Below are 19,679 nucleotides of genomic sequence, written 5' to 3' on the forward strand. Positions count from 1 at the left end.
CGGGCGGCGCCCGCTACGGCGTCACGGCGAACCGGGTCAGGATGGCGTCCGCCAGTTCCGCGTCGCCCTCCACCTTCACCCGGTCGGCGACGGCGTGCGCCCGTACCCGCCCGGCGGCCAGGCGCACGTACGTCTCCCAGTCCGTCGTCAGGGTCACGGCCGGCCCCAGCGACGGCGCCTTGTCCAGCGTCCCCCGGCCCGCCGCGTCGACCCGTACCGTCCGCATGAACTCCACCGGGCCGTGCACGTCGAGCACGACCGCCGAGTTCGCCGGCGCGCCCGCCAGTTTCGCGACCACCTTCGGCAGCCCGGAGAGGAGGACGTCGCGCGCCACGAACGCCGCCGGGGAGTCCCAGTTCCCGGGCGCGCCGAGCGCGTGGCGCAGGTCCTGCTCGTGGATCCACACGTCGAAGGCCCGCAGCCGCCACGCCTGTTCCAGCGTCACCGGGTCGCCCACCGGGCCGCGCACCATCGCGGCCGGATCCCGCTTCTCGTTCCGCAGCTGCCGGGAACGGCGGATGATCGTGTACTCCAGCTCCGAGGTCATCTCCGGCGCGGTGTGGTGGCGCCGTACGTCGACCTGCACTTCCATGTACCGGCTGAACTCGTCCACCACGTGCCGCAGGTCCCGGGCCACGGTGTGGATCGGCCTGGGGTCGCCGAGCTGCTCGCACTCGATACCGATGATGTGTGACACGACGTCACGGACCGACCAGCCCGGGCACGGCGTCGCCCTGTTCCACTCGCCCTCCGCCAGGGGCAGGACGAGCTCGGATATCGCCTCGATGGAGTGCGTCCACGCGTCGGCATAGGGCTGAAGGCTGGGATGGACGGTCAACGGGACCCCTCGCGGTGCTGTTCAGTGGCGCGTTTTCGGAAGCTATGGAAGTCGGACTCGGTTTCCAAAACTACGCTGCCGGTGAGCACCCCGGCAGTGCTTTCGTGTGACGATCGTAGGCCCGAGTTGACGGCTGGAAAGCCAGGACGGTGGTACTGTGCGCGCCTCGTTGATCCAAATCGCTGTGAATGAGGGCGAGTCGGTGTCCGCCCGGCGCTCCCGGGCGGCCGACCTCGTACGGGAGCAGGCCGGCTCCGACCTCGTGGTCCTGCCGGAGCTGTGGACGATCGGGGCCTTCGCCTACGAGCAGTTCGAGACCGAGGCGGAGCCGCTGGACGGCCCGACGTACGAGGCCATGTCCAAGGCCGCCCGCGACGCCGGGGTCTGGCTGCACGCGGGGTCGGTCGTGGAGCGCGCGGGCGACGGCTCGCTGTACAACACCGCCCTGGTGCTGTCCCCGGCGGGCGAGCTGGCCGCCAGCTACCGCAAGATCCACCGGTTCGGCTTCGACCAGGGCGAGGCGGTCCTGATGTCGGCCGGCGAGTCCCTGACCACGGTGGCGCTGCCCGAGCAGACGCTGGGCCTGGCCACCTGCTACGACCTGCGCTTCCCCGAGCTGTTCCGCGGCCTGGTCGATGCGGGCGCCACCACGATGGTCGTCGCCGCCGGCTGGCCGGCGCGGCGACGGTCGCACTGGACCCTGCTCAGCAGGGCGCGCGCCGTGGAGGACCAGTCGTACGTCCTGGCGTGCGGGCTGGCCGGCACCCACGCGGGCGTCGAACAGGCGGGGCACAGCCTGGTGGTGGACCCGTGGGGCGAGGTCCTGGCAGAGGCCGGCCCGGACGAGGCCGTCCTCACGGTCGACCTCGACCCGGCCAAGGTCCCGGAGACCCGCGCCCAGTTCCCGGCCCTCAAGGACCGCCGCCTGGGCCGCTAGCCGTATCGACCCGCAGACCACCGACCGCAGACCACCGACTGTCGACCGCAGACCGCCGTCCGGCGCCGTCAGTCCCCGGCGTCCGGCGCGGCGTCCTCCTGTTCCTCGCGCCGCTCCTCGCGTTCCTTCTCCGCCATCCGGATCACGCACACGGCCACCGCGAGGAGCAGCGCCGCCTCCGCGTCCTCCCGGACCACGTCCACGGCGTAGGTCTCGCGGATCCGGTACCACTGCCGGGAGACCAGCGCCAGCAGTTCGCCGTCGTACTCGACCTTGAACTCGCGGTCCAGGATCCGGCCGCTGACATCCAGCTCGGTGCCCTCCACCAGGGTCACCAGGTAGTGGTTGCGCAGCAGCGAGAACCGCTTCCTGCGGATCACCGCGAGGCGGCCGCCGTCCCGCTCCAGGGTCATCGCGTCGCGGAAGCTGAACATCTTCTCCCGCAGGGTGATCAGGGTCCGCCCGTCGGGATCCTTCAGCTCCAGGGTGTCCCGTACCCGCAGCGCCTTCCCGTCGACGAGGAAGACGTGGCGCCCCGCCTCGTCCTCCACCCGGTAGTCGTCCCCGATGGCCAGCACTTTGTCCCGAACCAGGTATTTCATGCCGTCATCGCTGCCCGCGATAGGTTGCCGTCATGCCCCTGCTCTACGTGACCGACCTGGCGTACCCGGCGCGCGGCCGCCGCTACTGCGACGAGGACATATTCCTCACCTCCCGGCTGCGCGCCCACTTCGAGGTGGCCCTGTGCCACCCCGGCGACGCCCTGGCCCTGATGCCCGGCTTCGACGCGGTGGTCGTCCGCAACAGCGGCCCGGTCCTGCACTACCAGGAGGCGTACGACGCCTTCCGCGCGGCCGCACTCGCCGCCGGGACCCCGGTCTACAACCCCCTCACCGGCCGCGGCGACATGGCGGGCAAGCAGTACCTGCTCGACCTGACCGCCGCCGGCTACCCGGTCATCCCGACCGTCGACGACCCGGCGCGCCTGTCGGAGCTGCCGCGGGCGGCGCAGTACGCCGTCAAGCCCAAACAGGGCGCCGACTCCATCGGCCTCACCTTCACCGCCACCCCGCAGGGCCCCGCGGGCGAGGTCCTCGTCCAGCCCCGCATCGACTTCGCGTACGAGGTGTCCTTCTACTTCGTCGACGACGCCTTCCAGTACGCCCTCTACGCCCCGGACCCGGCCCGCCGCTGGGAGCTGCGGCCCTACGCCGCCACCGACGCGGACCTGGCCTTCGCCCGCGTGTTCATCGCGTGGAACACCCTGGACCACGGCATCCAGCGCGTGGACGCCTGCCGAGCCCCTCCGGAGAGCTGCTGCTGGTGGAGCTGGAGGACCTGAACCCCTACCTCTCGCTGGACCTGCTCCCGGAGCCGGAGCGCGACTCCTTCGTGGATGCCTTCGCCCGCTCCCTCCACGCCTTCGCCCCCGGCGCCTAGGGCCCGCAGGTGTCGGGCCCGACCCCGGATGGCACCCTTGGGGACATGGATTCTGCCTCCCCCGCGCCCCGCCGACGTGCCCGTGTCCGTGCCCCCGAGCTGATCGGCAAGGGCGGCTGGCTGAACACCGGTGGGAAGGATCTCACCCTCGCCGACCTGCGAGGTAAGTGCGTTGTTGTAGATTTCTGGACCTTCTGCTGCATCAACTGCCTGCACGTCCTCGACGAGCTGCGCGAGCTGGAGGAGAAGCACCGCGACACCGTCGTGATCATCGGGGTGCACTCCCCGAAGTTCGTGCACGAGGCCGAGCACGCCGCCGTCGTCGATGCCGTCGAGCGGTACGAGGTGCACCACCCCGTACTGGACGACCCCGAGCTCGCCACCTGGAAGCAGTACGCCGTACGGGCCTGGCCCACGCTCGTCGTGATCGACCCCGAGGGGTACGTCGTCGCGCAGCACGCCGGTGAAGGCCACGCGCACGCCATCGCGCGGCTCGTCGAGGAGCTGGAAGCCGAGCACGAGGCCAAGGGCACGCTGCGGCGCGGTGACGGGCCGTACGTGGCGCCCGAGCCGGTCGCAGGCGACCTGAGGTTTCCCGGGAAGGCGCTGGCGCTGCCCTCCGGGAACTTCCTGGTGTCGGATTCGACCCGGCACCAGCTCGTGGAGCTGGCCGCCGACGGGGAGAGCGTCGTACGGCGCATCGGCAGCGGCGAGCGCGGTTTCGGGCCCGGTGCCTTCAGCGAGCCGCAGGGTCTGGCGCTGCTGCCGGACGGCAGCGTCGTCGTCGCCGACACCGTGAACCACGCCCTGCGCCGCTTCGACCCGGTGAGCGGGACCGTCGAGACCGTCGCCGGGACCGGGCGCCAGTGGTGGCAGGGATCGCCCACCTCGGGGCCCGCCCTGGAGGTGGACCTGTCCTCGCCGTGGGACGTGGCCTGGTGGCAGGGCCGGGTGTGGATCGCCATGGCCGGCGTCCACCAGCTGTGGACCTGGGATCCCGAGGCTGGGACGGTCGCACTGGCGGCCGGGACGACCAACGAGGGGCTCCTGGACGGCCCGGCCGGCGAGGCATGGTTCGCGCAGCCGTCCGGGCTCGCGGCCGCCGGGGACCGGCTGTGGATCGCCGACTCCGAGACCAGCGCCCTGCGGTACGTGGAACGCGCCGGGCAGGAGCGGCAGGGCGAGGGGCACGGCGGGGGCCCCGGCGGGGGCTACGTCATCCGGACCGCGGTCGGGACCGGCCTGTTCGACTTCGGGCACCGGGACGGCGAGGCGGGCCAGGCCCTGCTCCAGCACCCGCTCGGGGTCACCGCACTGCCCGACGGGTCGGTCGCGGTGTGCGACACCTACAACCACGCGCTGCGCCGCTTCGACCCGGCCACCGGCGAGGTCTCGACGCTGGCCACCGACCTGCGCGAGCCCAGCGACGCCGTGCTGGCCGGCGAGGACATCGTGGTCGTCGAGTCGGCCCGGCACCGGCTGACCCGGCTGCGCCTCCCGGAGGAGGCGGTCCGGGTCGAGTCCGTGGCGCACCGCACGCAGCGGGCCGCGACGGAGGTGGCTCCCGGCACGCTGCGTCTGGACGTGGTCTTCCAGGCGCCGGCCGGCCAGAAGCTGGACACCCGCTACGGGCCGTCCACGCGGCTGCTGGTCTCCTCGACCCCGCCGGAGCTGCTGTCGGGCGGGGAGGGCGCCGGTACGGACCTCTTCCGGGAGCTGGCGCTGAACCCCGAGGTCACCGAGGGCGTACTGCACGTGTCCGCGATGGCGGCGTCCTGCGACGACGACCCGGACAACGAGTACCCGGCGTGCCATGTCCACCAGCAGGACTGGGGCGTCCCGGTGACGGTCACCGAGCGGGGGATCTCCCGTCTGCCGCTCGTCCTGGCGGGCCTCGACGCCGAGTAGCGCGGCCGGCCGGGGCAGCCCGGGCGCGGGCGCGGCCCCGCTCCGGACCGGGGGTCCGGGGCGGGGCCGCGCGCGTCCGGCGTGGGGATCAGCCCTCCAGGAAGGCGACTAGGGCGTTGGCGAGCAGGAACGGGTCGTCGGCCCCGCACAGTTCGCGGGCGCTGTGCATCGAGAGGATCGCGACGCCGATGTCGACGGTCTGGATGCCGTGGCGGGCGGCGGTGATCGGGCCGATCGTCGTGCCGCAGGGCATCGAGTTGTTGGAGACGAAGGTCTGCCACGGCACGCCGGCCCGCTCGCAGGCACCCGCGAACACCGCGCGTCCGCTGCCGTCCGTCGCGTACCGCTGGTTGACGTTGACCTTGAGGATGGGGCCGCCGTTGGCGCGCGGGTGGTGCGAGGGGTCGTGCCGCTCCGCGTAGTTGGGGTGCACGGCGTGGCCCGTGTCGGAGGACAGGCAGATGGTCCCGGCGAAGGCCCGGGCACGGTCCTCGTAGGAGCCGCCGCGCGAGAAGACCGAACGTTCCAGCACGTTGCCCAGCAGGGGTCCGTCCGCGCCGGTGTCCGACTGCGACCCGTTCTCCTCGTGGTCGAAGGCGGCCAGCACCGGGATGTGGTCGAGTTTCCGGGCGCCGGATGCGGCCGCCAGCGCCGCGATCCCCGCGTGCACGGACAGCAGGTTGTCCATCCGGGGCCCGGCCAGCAGCTCGCGGTCACGGCCCAGGTAGGCGGGCGGCTCGATCGAGTGGACCATCAGGTCCCAGCCCGCCACCGAGCCCTGCGCCAGGCCCTCTTCCTCCTCCAGGAAGGCGATCAGGTCGCCCTCCTGGACCTCGCCCAGGCCCCAGATGGGCTGCATGTGGCGCTGCTTGTCCAGCTTCAGTCCGTCGGTGTTTACCGACCGGTCCAGATGCACGGCCAGTTGGGGCACGCGCAGCAGGGCGCGGTCCACGTTCACCAGGCGCTCGGTGCCGTCGCGCAGGGTCAGCCGGCCGGCCAGGCCCAGGTCGCGGTCCAGCCAGGTGTTGAGCAGGGTGCCGCCGTAGATCTCGACGGCGATCTGGCGCCAGCCCTGCGAGCCCGTGTCCGGCAGCGGCTTGACCCGCAGGTTGGGGGAGTCGGTGTGCGCGCCGACGATCCGGAACGGCGTGTGCGCGGCGGCGCCTTCGGGGACGAACCAGGCGATGAGCGCGCCGCCGCGGAGCACGAACTTGCCCCCGGTGCCGGCATCCCAGGCGTCCGTTTCCGACAACTGCCTGAAGCCTGCCTTTTCCAGCCGCTCGGCCGCGTTGGCCACGGCGTGGTACGGCGACGGACTGGCCGTAAGGAAGGTCATCAGATCGTCGGTGTGGCCGCGGTCGAAGCGGGCGGGAGAGCTCATGTGGTTCACCTTAACGACGGTCGTGTTCGCCATGGCCGGACTGCGGTGGATGGCCGAGGGGGGCCGGGGGCCGGGCGGTGTGGGATCCGCGGTCCCGTCGGTGCTCAGCCCGGCGGGCGCTCGAAGCGGCGCTGCAGCTGCCGGCGTTCGCCCCGGCGGATGCGCGGGAGCATCTGCGGGGTCTGCGCGGAGCGCTGTGCGCGCCTCTTGCGTCCGGCGCAGAAGATACAGCCCTCACCGGGGGGTGCGTCGGGGTCGATGGGCGCTCCGGGGTGCTCGGAGCAGCCCGAGGCGTTGCGCGGGCGGGACAGTTCTCGGGCGACGATGAAGGCGCGGTGGAGGTCGTCGGCGATGCGGACGAAGTCCTGCGCGGGGGAGGACAGGCTCAGGTGGAAGCGCTGGTCCTCGACGGTGCGCACGCAGTCGCGCAGCGCCTGGAGCGTGTACGGGGGCTCCGGCACCGGGTAGCCGAGGCGGCGCTGCTCGGCGGCGGGCGCGGGGGCGGCTGGGCGGCCGCCCTGCCGCCGCTGTCCGAGGCGGCGCCGGTCGTTGCAGATGAGGCAGCGGCCCCAGCCGTCGGGCGCCTCGGGGTCGAGGGCGCCGTTGGGGTGCTCGGGGCAGCCGGTGTAGCTCTTGGCGGGAGCGAGCCCGGCGGCGGTCTTGAAGGCCACGTAGAGGGCATCGGCGATGGTGTCGTACTCGGCGGGGTGCGCGCCGTCGTACAGCTCCCGGAGGTGGTCGCCGAGGCTGCCCAGGCTCGCCTGCAGCTCCTTGAGGGCGTACGGCCGCCCGGTGGGGACGGAATACCCCCTGCTGCCGTGCTGATCCTGTGGACTCATGCCTACGAGCGTCCCATGAACGACCGACAACGGGTAAAGGCGCAGGACACGGGCCTGTGGGGGCGGACGGAACGTCCGGCACGCGGCAGCGGCCGGGCCCCCGTGCGGAGGGCCCGGCCGCTGCGCGCGTGCGACGGGTGGGGGCGGGAGCGCCTTAGAAGGCGGCCTCGTCGAGCTCCATGAGGGAGTTGTCGACGACCTCGGCCAGCTGGCGCTGGACCGAGACGCCCGGCAGGACCTGCGCGGCGAAGAACTTCGCTGCGGCGATCTTGCCGGTGTAGAAGGGGGCGTCCTTGGCGGAGGCGGTGGCGAGCTTCTCGGCGGCCACCGCCGCGCCCTTGAGCAGCAGGTATCCGACGACCACGTCGCCGGAGGCCATCAGCAGGCGGGTGGTGTTCTGGCCGACCTTGTAGATGTTCTTGACGTCCTCGCCGGTGGCGGTGAGGTCGACGATCATCTGGCCGACGATGGCCTCCAGGTCCACGGCGGCCTTGGCGAGCGCGTCGCGGGCCGGGGCGAGGTCGTCGCCGCCGGCGGCCTCGGCCAGGAACTTCTTGATCGTCTCGGAGAGGACGTTCAGGGAGGCGCCCTGGTCGCGGACGATCTTCCGGAAGAAGAAGTCCTGACCCTGGATGGCGGTGGTGCCCTCGTAGAGGGTGTCGATCTTGGCGTCGCGGATGTACTGCTCGATCGGGTACTCCTGCAGGTAGCCGGAGCCACCGAAGGTCTGCAGGGACTGCGCGAGCTGCTCGTACGACTTCTCCGAGCCGTAGCCCTTCACGATCGGCAGGAGCAGGTCGTTCAGGCCGACCAGCGCGGAGGCGTCCTCGCCCGCGGCCTGCTTGACCTGGATCTCGTCCTGGATGGACGCGGTGTACAGCACCAGGGCGCGCATGCCCTCGGCGTACGCCTTCTGCGTCATGAGCGAGCGCCGCACGTCGGGGTGGTGCGTGATGGTGACCTTGGGCGCGGTCTTGTCCATGAAGTTGGCCAGGTCCGGGCCCTGCACGCGCTCCTTGGCGTACTCCAGCGCGTTCAGGTAGCCGGTGGAGAGGGTGGCGATGGCCTTCGTGCCGACCATCATCCGGGCGAACTCGATGATCATGAACATCTGGCGGATGCCGTCGTGCTTGTCGCCGATCAGCCAGCCCTTGGCGGGGTGCTGGTCGCCGAAGGTCATCTCGCACGTGTTGGAGGCCTTGAGGCCCATCTTGTGCTCGACGTTCGTGGCGTAGACGCCGTTGCGCTCGCCCAGCTCGCCGGTCTCCCAGTCGAAGTGGAACTTCGGGACGAGGAAGAGCGACAGGCCCTTGGTGCCGGGGCCGTGACCCTCGGGGCGGGCGAGGACGTAGTGGAGGATGTTCTCCTCCATGTCGTGCTCACCGGAGGTGATGAAGCGCTTCACGCCCTCGATGTGCCACGAGCCGTCGGGCTGCTGGACCGCCTTGGTGCGGCCGGCGCCGACGTCCGAGCCCGCGTCCGGCTCGGTGAGCACCATCGTGGAGCCCCAGCGCTTCTCGACCGCTATCTGCGCGATCTTCTTCTGCGCCTCGTTGCCCTCGTCGAACAGGACGCCGGCGAAGGCCGGGCCGGAGGAGTACATCCACACGGCCGGGTTCGAGCCGAGCAGCAGCTCGGCGTAGGCCCAGATGAGGGAGCGGGGCGAGACGGTGCCGCCGATCTCCTCGGGCAGGCCCAGGCGCCAGTACTCGGAGTCCATGAAGGCTTCGTAGCTCTTCTTGAAGGACGCCGGGACGGGCGCGGTGTTGGTGGCCGGGTCGAAGACCGGCGGGTTGCGGTCGGCGTCCGCGAAGGAGGCGGCCAGCTCGTTCTCGGCGAGGCGGGCGATCTCGGACAGGACGCTCTTGGCGGTCTCGGTGTCCATCTCCTCGAACGGACCGGTGCCGTACAGCTTGTCGCGGCCGAGCACCTCGAAGAGGTTGAACTCGATGTCGCGGAGATTCGACTTGTAGTGCCCCATGGCGACGGCTCCGTTAAGGCTCGGGGAGACAGGTTCCTCGTACATACCAATCGGTAACGTCATGATGCTACCCGTGGGTAATAAGTCGCAACCCCCGGCGCCCCACTGTGACGGGCATCAAGCCGGGATCGCGGCGGCGGGCCCGGCCCGATCCGGAGCGGCCTAGGGGTGGCGGAGCTCGGCCCAGACGGTCTTGCCGCTGTGCGGCCCGGGCCGCACGCCCCAGCGGGTGGCGACGGCTCCGACCAGGGCCAGGCCCCGGCCGCCCTCGTCCTCCTCCGTCGCCCGGCGCAGGACGGGCCACAGCCGGGGATCGGGGTCGCCGACCTCCACGCGGGTGCGGCCCTCGGGCGTACGGGTGATGGCCAGGGTCACGGGGGTGCCCTCGCCGACGTGCAGGATCACATTGCCGACGAGCTCGCTCACACACAGCTGGAGGTCGTCGCAGGGCGCGTCGAGGTGCGCCCGCACGGCCCGCCGCAGCGCGGCCAGCTCCGCGGGCACGGCGAGCACCCCGGTGCGGAACGGCCTCACCGGCCGGAGGCCCGGTTCAGTGCCTCGGCGAGCGCGCGGGCGGCGGCGGGGTTGCAGTTGCCGAGGGTGATCAGGGGCGGGGCCGGATGCCGCGCGGCGTAGGAGGGGAGGTGCAGGTCGAGGGAGGGGAGGGTGATCCCGTGCGCGGCCAGGGCGCCCCGGAGCTCGGTCAGTGCGTCGATCGCGACGCGGTCGCCGGCGTGGTCGCTCATGGAGGTGGGTCCGTTCCTGTGCGGAGTGTGACGAATCCCTCACAGGGTGGGGTCACGGTGCGTACCGTGGGAAGGGTTTGAGGTTGCGCTGGTCAAGTGGCAAATGACGGTGGTGGGTTGTGCCTGCTCGTAAGGACCCTGATGCGTCGGCGAACGTTCCGTCGTTCTACGGCGCGGAGCTGCGCTTCAAGCGGGAAGCCGCCGGGCTCACGCTGGAGCAGCTGGCGGAGGACAGCTTCCGGGGTGTCCCGTTCCTGAGCCAGATCGAGCGCGGCGAGCGCCGGATGCCGCTGGACCTGGCCCGGCACGTGGACGCGAGGCTGGGGACGGACGGCTTTTTCGAGCGGCGCTGTGAAGACGCGCGCAAGGCGAAGCAGTCCGGGCACGCCGAATACTTCGCGGACGTGGCGGAGATGGAGCCGTTCGCGGAGACGATCGAGGAATGGGCGCCGGTGGTCATCCCCGGGTTGCTACAGACGGAGAGTTATGCCAGGGCGGTCGTCCGCACTTGCCTCCCGTGGTTGCGGCCCGCGGTAGTCGAGAAGCAGGTCAACGCCCGGATGGAGCGGGCGAGACTCTGGGAGCATGAGGAACGGCCGGCGTTCTGGGCGGTCCTGCACGAGTCGCTGATCCGCAATGCGCTCCTGTCGCCCGAGGAGATGACGCATCAGTTGGACCGCATCGTGCACGTGGTCCGGTCCTCGCAGAGTGTTCTGCAGATCCTCCCGGAAACGGTGGCCGCACACCCGATGATGATGGGAATGATCAAGGTGATGACGTTCCCGGACGCGCCGCCGGTGGTGTACACGGAGGGCCTTCACAGCGGCCAACTCATCGACTTTCCCGCTCTCCTGAAGGACTACCGCAGGTCGTACGATCTGCTCAGGGCTGCCGCACTGTCACCTGAGGTGTCCCTGGCGAGGATCGAAGCCGCTGCAGAGGAGTCCCGACATGCCAAGCACCGACACTGACCTGAGTTCCGCCAGTTGGCGCAAGAGCAGCTACAGCAACGGCAGCGGCGGTGACTGCGTTGAGGTCGCGGAAGGGTTCCTCGGCGCTGCCATCTGGCGCAAGAGCAGCTTCAGCAACGGCACAGGCGGCGAGTGCGTCGAGGTGGCCGACGGCCTCGTCGGGGTCGTGCCCGTCCGGGACTCCAAGCAGCCGGACGGGCCCGTCGTCGTCGTCGGGGCCCGCGCATGGGTCCCGTTCGTGCGGGCGCTGAAGGCCGGGGGGCCGCGCGGCTGAGGCCGTCGCCGGGGGCCGCCGGGCGCTGGTGGCCCGTACCCGACCGTAGGGCGGCGGCCGCTCGGTAGTCTGTGCCGCATGTACGGCTACGACCAGACTCCGGGCGCCCAGCAGCAGTACGCCCCGCCGCAGCCCCCGCCCCAGCAGGGCTACGCGCAGCAGCCGCCGCTGTACCCCGAGCCGTCGCCCCCCTCCCTCGCGGACGCGGTGCGGGCCTTCACGACCGGTCAGCTCGCCGCCGAGGACTTCCAGCAGATCTTCGCCACGTCGAAGGTCTACTGCCCGCGCGGCGAGACCCCCGGCTTCCTCGCGCTGCACAACACCCAGCACCCCGTCATCCCGATGTTCACCACGCTCAAGGAGCTGCGCCGGTACGCCGGCAAGGAGTCCAAGTACTTCGTGATCACCGGAGCCGAGGTGATCGACCTGCTGCCCACCGGCTACGGGTTCGTCCTGGACATGGAGGGCGACCACCGGATGGTCTTCGACGCGAAGGCGGTCGAGCAGATGGTCGACTTCGCCATGCGCCGCATGTACGGCTAAACGAAAAGGTCATACGGGTCGGCCCAGCGCGGCCGGCAAAGGTCGGCGCGTCGACGGAAGCGGGCCGGGGTGATCCCCGGCCCGCTTCCGTGCGTCCGGGCCCCGTGGCGCGCCTGGCGGGCCGTCGTACGCGTCCGGGGCGGTGCGGGAATGAAGCGGGAGGGGGCGTGGTTCTGCGGGGTGTGGCAGAAAGTTCGAGATTCAACTAAACTCGACGCAGAAGGAGGTCCTGACCATGCCCGCAGTGACTGTTGAGAACCCGTTGACGCTCCCGCGTGTGGCCCAGCCCCAGGCGGTCGTCCCGCGCAAGGTGCTGGCCGTCACCACCGCTCCCGCCGGGTTCGAGGGTGAGGGATTCCCGGTGCGCCGCGCGTTCGCGGGGATCAACTACCAGTACCTCGACCCGTTCATCATGATGGACCAGATGGGCGAGGTGGAGTACGCGCCGGGCGAGCCGAAGGGCACGCCGTGGCACCCGCACCGGGGCTTCGAGACCGTCACGTACCTGATCGACGGAACCTTCGTCCACCAGGACAGCAACGGCGGCGGCGGCGTCATCAACGGCGGCGACACGCAGTGGATGACCGCTGGGGCGGGCCTCCTGCACATCGAGGCCCCGCCGGAGTCGCTCGTCGTCAGCGGCGGCCTCTTCCACGGCCTCCAGCTGTGGGTCAACCTCCCGGCCTCCGACAAGATGATGCCCCCGCGCTACCAGGACATCGGCGGCGGCCAGGTCCAGCTGCTGACCACCCCGGACGGCGGCGCGCTGCTCCGCGTGATCGCCGGCGAGCTGGACGGGCACGAGGGCCCGGGCATCACCCACACCCCCATCACGATGATCCACGCGACCATCACGCCGGGCGCCCGGATCACCCTGCCGTGGCGCGAGGACTTCAACGCCCTGGCGTACGTCATGGCCGGGCGCGGCTCGGTCGGCGAGGACCGCCGCCCCGTCCGCACCGGGCAGACGGCCGTCTTCGGCGAGGGCGGCTCCCTCACGGTGCGGGCCGACGAGTCCCAGGACTCCAACGCCCCGGACCTGGAGGTCGTCATCCTCGGCGGTCGTCCGATCCGGGAGCCGATGGCGCACTACGGGCCGTTCGTCATGAACAGCAAGCACGAGCTCCAGCAGGCCTTCGACGACTTCCAGGCGGGCCGGCTGGGGACCGTACCCACCACGGAGCGCACGAGGTAGCAGCAGCGGCAGCCCCCGCACGGGCCCCGCGTCCGGAAACGGCGCGGGGCCCGTGCCGTTTCCGGACGGCACGTCGACGGCCGCCCCGGGGGCCCGCCGGGCAGGGGCCCGGGCGAGCCGGAGCCCGGACGGCCCATCCGGCCCGCACGGCACGTCCGGCCCGTCCGGCCCGTCCGGCCCCTCCGGCCTCACACCACCGGGTCGGTGTCCGGTTTCGCCTGCTCGCGGAGCTCGAACCAGATGGACTTGCCCTCGCCGCGCGGGTCCACGCCCCAGCTGTCGGCCAGCATCTCCATCAGCAGCACCCCGCGGCCGCTGGAGGCCGTCTCGCCCGGGTTCCGCCTGTGCGGGGGTTCGTCGCTCGCGTCGGCGACCTCGATGCGCAGCCGGCGGCCGCCGAGCTCACCCACCGCCTCCGCGACCAGCACCGCGTCGCCGTCGGTGTGCACCAGGACGTTGGTGATCATCTCGGAGACCATGAGCACCGCCGAGTCCACCTGCTCCGGGTCGGCCCAGTCGTGCAGCAGCTCACGGATCTGCCGGCGCGCGTCCGCGATCCGCTGCGGCTCGGCCTGGGCGACCGTCAGCATCGTGCGGCGCGCGGGCCGGCCGGGGTGGCGCACCGGCGAGCCACAGCCGCACTCTCCGCCTTCGCGGCACAGCAGCAGCACGGCTATGTCGTCCTCGCGGCGGTCGGCCAGCGGGCCGGTGGTGTGGTGCGAGGACGGGCCGTGGACGGCCTGGACCAGCAGATCCGCCAGCCTTTCGAGGTGCCCGCCGTCGAGGTGGCCGCCCTCCGGGCCCCGCTCGTCCGGGGCGGACTCCAGGATCGCCCGCAGCCGTGCCCAGCCGGTGTCCAGGTCGTGCCCACCGGTCTCGATGAGGCCGTCGGTGCACAGCATCATCGTCTCGCCGGGCTCCAGCGTGAAGCGGGTCGTGGGGTAGTCGGTGTCGGGGACGATCCCGAGGGGCAGCCCGCCCGCGGTGGAGCGCATCAGGACCGTCCCGTCCGCCATCCGGACGACCGGATCGGGGTGCCCGGCGCGGGCCACCTCCAGCACGCCGGTGCGCGGGTCGCACTCCACGTACAGGCAGGTGGCGAACCGGGGACTGTGGAAGTCCTGGTCCTCCCGGGCGTCGGACTGCGTCGAGGAGCCGAGCCCGGCCAGGAAGCGGGAGGCGCGGGAGAGCACCGCGTCGGGGCGGTGGCCCTCCGAGGCGTAGGCCCGTACGGCGATCCGCAGCTGACCCATCAGCCCGGCCGCCCGGACGTCATGGCCCTGCACGTCGCCGATGACCAGCGCGAACCGTCCCGAGGGCAGCGGGATCATGTCGTACCAGTCACCGCCCACCTCCAGCCCGCCGCCCGTCGGGACGTACCGGGCGGCGAGCCGCATGCCGGGGATCTCCGGCCCGAGCTGCGGCATCATCGACCGCTGGAGGCCGGTGGTCAGCTCCCGCTCGGACTCGGTGACCCCGGCGCGCTGGAGCGCCTGCGCCAGCATCCGGGCCACGGTGGTCAGGACGGACCGCTCGTCGGGCGAGAAGGACACGGGGTGCTTGAAGGCGGCCATCCAGGCGCCCATGGTCCGGCCGGCCACGATCAGCGGCAGGAAGGCCCAGGAGACCCGTCCGAAGCGCTGGGCGAGGGGCCAGGTCGCCGGGAAGCGCCGCTTGTACTCCTCGGGGCTGGGCAGGTAGATCGCCCGGCCGGTGCGCACGACCTCCGCGGCCGGGTAGTCCGTGTCGAGGCGCATCTCCGTGAAGGGACCGTCGTCGCCGGGGCCGTGACCGTGGTGCCCGGTGATCGACAGCCGGTCGCCCTCCACGCCGAAGACGGCCAGCCCGTCCGGGCTGAAGCCGGGCATGGACAGCGAGGCCGCGACCCGCAGCACCTCCGCCGTGGAGCGGGCCTCCGCCAGTGCCCGCCCGGCGTCCAGCAGGAAGGCCTCGCGGGAGCGCCGCCAGTCGCCGGTGATGGGCGTGTGCACGGCGGTGGTGCCTGGCTGCGGCTCGGCGATCTCCTGGATGGTGCCGATCAGCTCGTAGTCGACGTGGCCGTCGGCCGTCCGGTTCTCCACCGGTTTGGAGCGGCTGCGCACGGTCCGCAGGACCCGCCCGTCCTCGTCCATGATCCGCAGCCGGGCCTCGGCGAGCGTGTCCTCGGCCACGGCCAGGTTCACGATGCCGTTGATCTCGTTCCAGTCCACCGGGTGGAAACGCGACCGTACCGCCACCTCGGGCAGCACCACCGGCTCGGCGGGCAGGCCGAGGAGCCGGGCGGCCTCGCCGTCGAGGGTGACCGTCCCGGAGGCGTTGTCCCATCGCCACAGGCCGGTCGCGATGGCGGCCAGGACGTCCTCGGTGCGCACCCGGTCATCTTTACAGGTCATCCCTCCCGGGTGCCTGTTCAGCGCGCTCGCCGGGAGCATCCCGCAGGCCCCCGCGGGCATGCCCGGTCCGCCCCCCGCCCGGACGGTAACCTTGTGAGGGTTGAGTCCACCCTGGTATCACGAAGAACTGGATGACTGATGCATCGGTACAGGTCCCACACCTGCGGCGAGCTCCGCGCCTCTGACGTCGGCAGCGACGTCCGGCTGAGCGGCTGGCTGCACAACCGTCGAGACCTGGGCGGCATCCTCTTCATCGATCTGCGTGACCACTACGGCATCACGCAGCTCGTGGCCCGTCCCGGCACCGCCGCGAACGAGGCGCTGAGCAGCGTCACCAAGGAGACCGTCGTCCGCATCGACGGCAAGGTCGTCTCCCGTGGCGCGGACAACGTCAACCCGGAGCTGCCCACCGGCGAGATCGAGATCGAGGTCTCCGGTGTCGAGGTGCTCGGCGCGGCCGCCCCGCTGCCCTTCACCATCAACACGGACGACGGGGTGAACGAGGAGCGGCGCCTGGAGTACCGCTTCCTCGACCTGCGCCGCGAGCGCATGCACCGCAACATCATGCTGCGCTCGGCCGTCATCGCCTCCATCCGCTCCAAGATGGTGGCCCTCGGCTTCAACGAGATGGCGACCCCGATCCTCACCGCGACCTCCCCCGAGGGCGCCCGTGACTTCGTGGTGCCGTCCCGCCTGAACCCGGGCAAGTTCTACGCCCTGCCGCAGGCCCCGCAGCAGTTCAAGCAGCTGCTGATGATCTCCGGCTTCGACCGGTACTTCCAGATCGCGCCGTGCTTCCGCGACGAGGACGCCCGCGCCGACCGCTCGCCGGGCGAGTTCTACCAGCTCGACGTGGAGATGTCCTTCGTCGAGCAGGAGGACGTCTTCCAGCCCATCGAGCGCCTGATGACCGAGATCTTCACGGAGTTCGGCAAGGGCCGCGAGGTCACCTCGCCCTTCCCGCGGATCCCGTTCCGCGAGTCGATGCTGAAGTACGGCAACGACAAGCCCGACCTGCGCGCCAAGCTGGAGCTCGTCGACATCACCGACGTGTTCGAGGGCTCGGAGTTCAAGGCCTTCGCCGGCAAGCACGTGCGGGCGCTGGCCGTCCCGGACACCGCCGCGCAGCCGCGCAAGTTCTTCGACGGTCTCGGCGAGTACGCGATCTCGCTGGGCGCCAAGGGCCTGGCCTGGGTCCGCGTCGGCGAGGACGGCGCCCTGACCGGCCCGATCGCCAAGTTCCTCACCGAGGAGAACGTCAAGGTCCTCACCGAGCGTCTGGGTCTGGCCCACGGCCACGCCGTGTTCTTCGGCGCGGGCGACTTCGACGAGGTCTCCAAGATCATGGGCCCGGTCCGGGTCGAGGCCGCCAAGCGTGCCGGCCAGTTCGAGGAGAACGTCTTCCGTTTCTGCTGGATCGTCGACTTCCCGATGTACGAGAAGGACGAGGAGACCGGCCGGATCGACTTCTCGCACAACCCCTTCTCCATGCCGCAGGGCGGCATGAAGGACCTGGAGGAGAAGGACCCGCTCGACATCCTGGCGTGGCAGTACGACATCGTCTGCAACGGCATCGAGCTGTCCTCCGGCGCCATCCGCAACCACGAGCCCGAGGTCATGCTGAAGGCCTTCGAGATCGCCGGTTACGAGGCCGAGACCGTCGAGCGCGAGTTCGCCGGCATGCTGCGCGCCTTCCGCCTGGGCGCCCCGCCGCACGGTGGCATCGCCCCGGGTGTGGACCGCATCGTGATGCTGCTGGCCGACGAGCCGAACATCCGCGAGACCATCGCCTTCCCGCTGAACGGCAACGCGCAGGACCTGATGATGGGCGCGCCGACGGTGCTGGAGGAGGCCCGTCTGCGTGAGCTGAACATCGCGCTGCGCAAGCCGGTGGAGACGAAGGCGGCCGACGCCAAGCCGGTCACCGAGGCCGTCCACCCGGACGCCGCGCGGTAAGCGCGACCGACAGCTGTGACGAAGGGCCCGGGATCGCTGATCCCGGGCCCTTCGGTCGTGTGTGCGCCGCCCGTCGTCGCGCGCTCGTGTCGCGCGCTCGGGCGGTCGCGGTCAGAAGCGGTCCAGGATGCCCTTGAGGAGGGCGGTGGACGTCAGCTCGCGGGGGGCGGGGCCGGCGTGGAAGAAGCCGGCGTTCCCGGTGTCCAGCCTGCGCACGAAGTCGAAGGCCTTGGTGTCGTGTTCGCCGAAGCCGACGAACTGCCAGTGGATGCCGGGGGCGGTGACGGCGGCCGCGGTGAGCGCCGCCTTCGCCGGCTGCCGGTTGTCGGGGGCGCCGTCGGTCTGGAACACGACGAGGGCCGGGCCCTCGCCGCCGTCCTTCTGGTAGTGCTCGACGACGGCCTCGACGGCGACGTGGTAGCTGGTGCGGCCCATCCGTCCGAACTCGGCGTGGCGGGCCCCGGTCCAGGCCGCGTCGTGGGCGTCGAGGGTCAGATCGGCGGTGCCGTCCACCTCCGTGGAGAAGAACACGGTGTGTACGGTCGCCTCCTCGTCGAGGTGGGCGGCGAGGGCGAGGGCGTGGTCGGCGAGGTGCTGGACGCTTCCGTCCTTGTAGAACCCGCGCATCGATCCGGACCGGTCCAGGACGAGGTAGACCTTCGCCCGCGCCCCGGCCTTCCCCTTGCCCCGCAGCACCTGGCCGGCGGCCTTGTACGCCCCGGCCACCCCGGGCGCCCGCCGCCGCACGACGGCGGCACCCAGCGCAGGCCCCCCACCGGCCGCCTCCGGCACCGTCTCCGACCCGGCCCCGGCCACGGAGCCGGGTGCCTCCTCCTGCACCTCCGGCGCGGGAACCGCGGCTACGTCCGCGACCGGCTCCGCCTGCGGCTCGACGCCTGGGGCGGGCTGCGCGACCGGAGCCGCGACCGGCTGCGCCTCGACGGCCTGCGGTGCGGCCTTGGGCGCGGCGGTTTCGTCGTGCGCCTGCGCCTGCGCCTGCGGCGCGGTCTCAGTCTCGGCCTGGGTCACCGGCTCCGCCACGGGTGCGGGGGCCTCTTCCTGCGCCTGCGGCGCGGGGGTCGCGGCCTCGGCCGCGACCGGCTCCGCCTTCGGCTCGGCTTCGGGGGCGGGCTGCGCGACCGGAGTCGCGACCGGCTCCGCCTTCGGCTCGGCCTCGGCAAGAGGTGCGGGTGCTTCCTCCTGCGCCTGCGGCGCGGGGGTCGCGGCCTCGGCCGCGACCGGCTCCGCCTTCGGCTCGGCTTCGGGGGCGGGCTGCGCGACCGGAGTCGCGACCGACTGCGCCTTCGGCGCGGTCTCAGTCTCGGCCTGGGTCACCGGCTCCGCCACGGGGCCGGGTGCTTCCTCCTGCGCCTGCGGCGCGGGGGTCGCGGCCTCGGCCGCGACCGGCTCGGCCTCGGCGACCGGAGCCGCGACCGGAGCCGCGACCGGAGTCGCGACCGGCTGCGCCTGGGGCGCCTCGGCGGTCTGCGGCTCGGCCTTCGGTGCGGCGGTTTCATCCTGCGCCTGCGGCGCGGACTCGGCGGCCTCGGCGGCGAGCGCCCGCTCCTCGTCCGGCGCGGGTTCCGGCTCGGGCTGGGCGGCGGCCGGGTCGCCCCCGACTGCGGGGGTCTCGTCCTGCACCGGCGCCGGTGTCCCGGCGTCGGTCGCGCCCGGCCGTGCCTCCGGCGCGGGGACCGCGGCCTCGGCCACGACCGGCTGCGCCTGCGGCTCGGCCTCGGCGACGGGCTGCGCCGCAGGCGCGGCGGCCTCGGAGGTGACCGGCTCGGCTTCCGCGACCGGCTGCGCCGCAGGCGGCTCGGCTTCCGGGGTGGGCTTCGCCGCAGGCGGCTCGGTTTCGGCGGTGGGGGTCTTCGTGCGGGGGGCCGGGAGGTCGGCCTCGGCCTCGGCCTCGGCCGCGGGGTCCTGCTGGGCCGCCGGGGGCACGGGGCGACGGGCCTCCGGGACCGTGGGGTCCGGCGACGGGGGCGCCGCCGGGGACGGGTCCGGGGCCGGAGCGGTCAGGACCGTCCCGGGCTCGCGGTCCCGCGGCGCGGACTGCGGCGGAACGGTGGGGTTGTCGAACGACGCCGCCACCAGTTCGGCCGCCGCGTCCAGGGGGGTGCGTTCCGCCTGGCTCGGGAGGGCCGCCGAGTGGGCGTCCGACGATTCCGGAACCGGTTCCGCAGACCGTCCGAACACCTTGCGCAACAAGCTCCGAATACCCATGGGCCAGGCCTTTCGCATGAGTGCGTGCGTCATTTGTCCGTGCTGCGCGGA

16 protein-coding genes and 1 pseudogene are annotated in these 19,679 nt (G+C 72.2%); 8 read left to right on the plus strand and 9 right to left on the minus strand.

Features of this window, described 5'->3' with window-relative positions; translation table 11 throughout:
- Positions 1-13: 13 nt before the first annotated feature.
- A complete protein-coding gene (locus tag AMK16_RS18780; protein ID WP_073917085.1) occupies positions 14-838 on the minus strand; it encodes a maleylpyruvate isomerase family mycothiol-dependent enzyme in 825 nt (274 codons plus the stop codon).
- A 157-nt stretch (positions 839-995) separates the two neighbouring features.
- Between AMK16_RS18780 and AMK16_RS18785 the strand changes: the two genes are divergently transcribed.
- Entirely contained in the window at positions 996-1,775 is a 780-nt protein-coding gene (locus AMK16_RS18785; RefSeq protein WP_073917088.1) for a carbon-nitrogen family hydrolase, read from the plus strand.
- A gap of 68 nt (positions 1,776-1,843) precedes the next feature.
- Here the strand turns inward: AMK16_RS18785 and AMK16_RS18790 are convergent, their stop codons facing one another.
- Entirely contained in the window at positions 1,844-2,377 is a 534-nt protein-coding gene (locus tag AMK16_RS18790; RefSeq protein ID WP_073917091.1) for an LURP-one-related/scramblase family protein, read from the minus strand.
- Between the two features lie 32 nt (positions 2,378-2,409).
- On the opposite strand from AMK16_RS18790, the pseudogene AMK16_RS18795 reads away from it, so the two are divergent.
- Positions 2,410-3,215, plus strand: a pseudogene (locus tag AMK16_RS18795) (hypothetical protein).
- A gap of 45 nt (positions 3,216-3,260) precedes the next feature.
- Positions 3,261-5,123: an NHL domain-containing thioredoxin family protein gene (locus tag AMK16_RS18800; RefSeq protein ID WP_073917094.1), complete on the plus strand. Its 1,863-nt coding sequence runs from the start codon at positions 3,261-3,263 to the stop codon at positions 5,121-5,123.
- Positions 5,124-5,211: 88 nt separating this feature from the next.
- Here AMK16_RS18800 and AMK16_RS18805 read toward each other — a convergent pair whose 3' ends face one another.
- The 5 genes from AMK16_RS18805 to AMK16_RS18825 all read right to left on the minus strand — a co-directional run bounded on the left by AMK16_RS18805 (position 5,212) and on the right by AMK16_RS18825 (position 10,070).
- Positions 5,212-6,504 carry a M18 family aminopeptidase gene (locus tag AMK16_RS18805; RefSeq protein ID WP_073917097.1) on the minus strand — a complete coding sequence of 431 codons (1,293 nt, stop codon included), beginning with the start codon at positions 6,502-6,504 and terminating at the stop codon, positions 5,212-5,214.
- A gap of 104 nt (positions 6,505-6,608) precedes the next feature.
- Positions 6,609-7,343 (minus strand): hypothetical protein, encoded by a 735-nt coding sequence (locus AMK16_RS18810; protein WP_073917099.1) that lies wholly within the window; start codon positions 7,341-7,343, stop codon positions 6,609-6,611.
- A 154-nt stretch (positions 7,344-7,497) separates the two neighbouring features.
- Positions 7,498-9,324, minus strand: coding sequence for an acyl-CoA dehydrogenase (locus tag AMK16_RS18815; protein WP_073917102.1), 1,827 nt, complete (start codon positions 9,322-9,324; stop codon positions 7,498-7,500).
- A 162-nt stretch (positions 9,325-9,486) separates the two neighbouring features.
- A complete protein-coding gene (locus tag AMK16_RS18820) occupies positions 9,487-9,858 on the minus strand; it encodes an ATP-binding protein (RefSeq protein WP_073917105.1) in 372 nt (123 codons plus the stop codon).
- Positions 9,855-10,070 carry a hypothetical protein gene (locus AMK16_RS18825; protein ID WP_073917108.1) on the minus strand — a complete coding sequence of 72 codons (216 nt, stop codon included), beginning with the start codon at positions 10,068-10,070 and terminating at the stop codon, positions 9,855-9,857. The genes AMK16_RS18820 and AMK16_RS18825 overlap by 4 nt, the downstream gene beginning before the upstream one ends.
- 119 nt (positions 10,071-10,189) lie before the next feature.
- Between AMK16_RS18825 and AMK16_RS18830 the strand changes: the two genes are divergently transcribed.
- From AMK16_RS18830 to AMK16_RS18845, 4 genes are all read left to right on the plus strand, one after another.
- Positions 10,190-11,041 (plus strand): helix-turn-helix domain-containing protein, encoded by an 852-nt coding sequence (locus AMK16_RS18830; RefSeq protein WP_073917111.1) that lies wholly within the window; start codon positions 10,190-10,192, stop codon positions 11,039-11,041.
- Positions 11,022-11,315, plus strand: a complete 294-nt coding sequence (locus AMK16_RS18835; RefSeq protein ID WP_073917114.1) for a DUF397 domain-containing protein — start codon at positions 11,022-11,024, stop codon at positions 11,313-11,315. The genes AMK16_RS18830 and AMK16_RS18835 overlap by 20 nt, the downstream gene beginning before the upstream one ends.
- A 78-nt stretch (positions 11,316-11,393) precedes the next feature.
- Entirely contained in the window at positions 11,394-11,858 is a 465-nt protein-coding gene (locus tag AMK16_RS18840; RefSeq protein ID WP_073917117.1) for an SseB family protein, read from the plus strand.
- A 235-nt stretch (positions 11,859-12,093) separates the two neighbouring features.
- Entirely contained in the window at positions 12,094-13,053 is a 960-nt protein-coding gene (locus tag AMK16_RS18845) for a pirin family protein (protein ID WP_073917120.1), read from the plus strand.
- A 188-nt stretch (positions 13,054-13,241) separates the two neighbouring features.
- On the opposite strand, the gene AMK16_RS18850 is transcribed toward AMK16_RS18845, so the two are convergent.
- A complete protein-coding gene (locus AMK16_RS18850) occupies positions 13,242-15,425 on the minus strand; it encodes a SpoIIE family protein phosphatase (RefSeq protein ID WP_073917124.1) in 2,184 nt (727 codons plus the stop codon).
- 159 nt (positions 15,426-15,584) lie between these two features.
- Here AMK16_RS18850 and aspS point away from each other — a divergent pair, with 159 nt between their 5' ends.
- Positions 15,585-17,402, plus strand: coding sequence for an aspartate--tRNA ligase (gene aspS / locus AMK16_RS18855; protein WP_073917128.1), 1,818 nt, complete (start codon positions 15,585-15,587; stop codon positions 17,400-17,402).
- A gap of 111 nt (positions 17,403-17,513) precedes the next feature.
- On the opposite strand, the gene AMK16_RS38110 is transcribed toward aspS, so the two are convergent.
- Positions 17,514-19,628 carry a VWA domain-containing protein gene (locus AMK16_RS38110; RefSeq protein WP_073917132.1) on the minus strand — a complete coding sequence of 705 codons (2,115 nt, stop codon included), beginning with the start codon at positions 19,626-19,628 and terminating at the stop codon, positions 17,514-17,516.
- Positions 19,629-19,679 lie beyond the last annotated feature (51 nt).

This window comes from Streptomyces sp. CB00455 (genome assembly GCF_001905445.1).
Taxonomy (GTDB): domain Bacteria; phylum Actinomycetota; class Actinomycetes; order Streptomycetales; family Streptomycetaceae; genus Streptomyces.

What these genes read in the sequence shown, in the direction of transcription:
- AMK16_RS18790 (WP_073917091.1), bottom strand. Translation starts at nt 2,377, where the DNA reads ATGAAATACCTGGTTCGGGACAAAGTGCTGGCCATCGGGGACGACTAC.
- aspS (WP_073917128.1), top strand. Translation starts at nt 15,585, where the DNA reads ATGCATCGGTACAGGTCCCACACCTGCGGCGAGCTCCGCGCCTCTGAC.
- AMK16_RS18800 (WP_073917094.1), top strand. Translation starts at nt 3,261, where the DNA reads ATGGATTCTGCCTCCCCCGCGCCCCGCCGACGTGCCCGTGTCCGTGCC.
- AMK16_RS18810 (WP_073917099.1), bottom strand. Translation starts at nt 7,343, where the DNA reads ATGAGTCCACAGGATCAGCACGGCAGCAGGGGGTATTCCGTCCCCACC.
- AMK16_RS18805 (WP_073917097.1), bottom strand. Translation starts at nt 6,504, where the DNA reads ATGAGCTCTCCCGCCCGCTTCGACCGCGGCCACACCGACGATCTGATG.
- AMK16_RS38110 (WP_073917132.1), bottom strand. Translation starts at nt 19,628, where the DNA reads ATGGGTATTCGGAGCTTGTTGCGCAAGGTGTTCGGACGGTCTGCGGAA.
- AMK16_RS18825 (WP_073917108.1), bottom strand. Translation starts at nt 10,070, where the DNA reads ATGAGCGACCACGCCGGCGACCGCGTCGCGATCGACGCACTGACCGAG.
- AMK16_RS18845 (WP_073917120.1), top strand. Translation starts at nt 12,094, where the DNA reads ATGCCCGCAGTGACTGTTGAGAACCCGTTGACGCTCCCGCGTGTGGCC.
- AMK16_RS18840 (WP_073917117.1), top strand. Translation starts at nt 11,394, where the DNA reads ATGTACGGCTACGACCAGACTCCGGGCGCCCAGCAGCAGTACGCCCCG.
- AMK16_RS18815 (WP_073917102.1), bottom strand. Translation starts at nt 9,324, where the DNA reads ATGGGGCACTACAAGTCGAATCTCCGCGACATCGAGTTCAACCTCTTC.
- AMK16_RS18835 (WP_073917114.1), top strand. Translation starts at nt 11,022, where the DNA reads ATGCCAAGCACCGACACTGACCTGAGTTCCGCCAGTTGGCGCAAGAGC.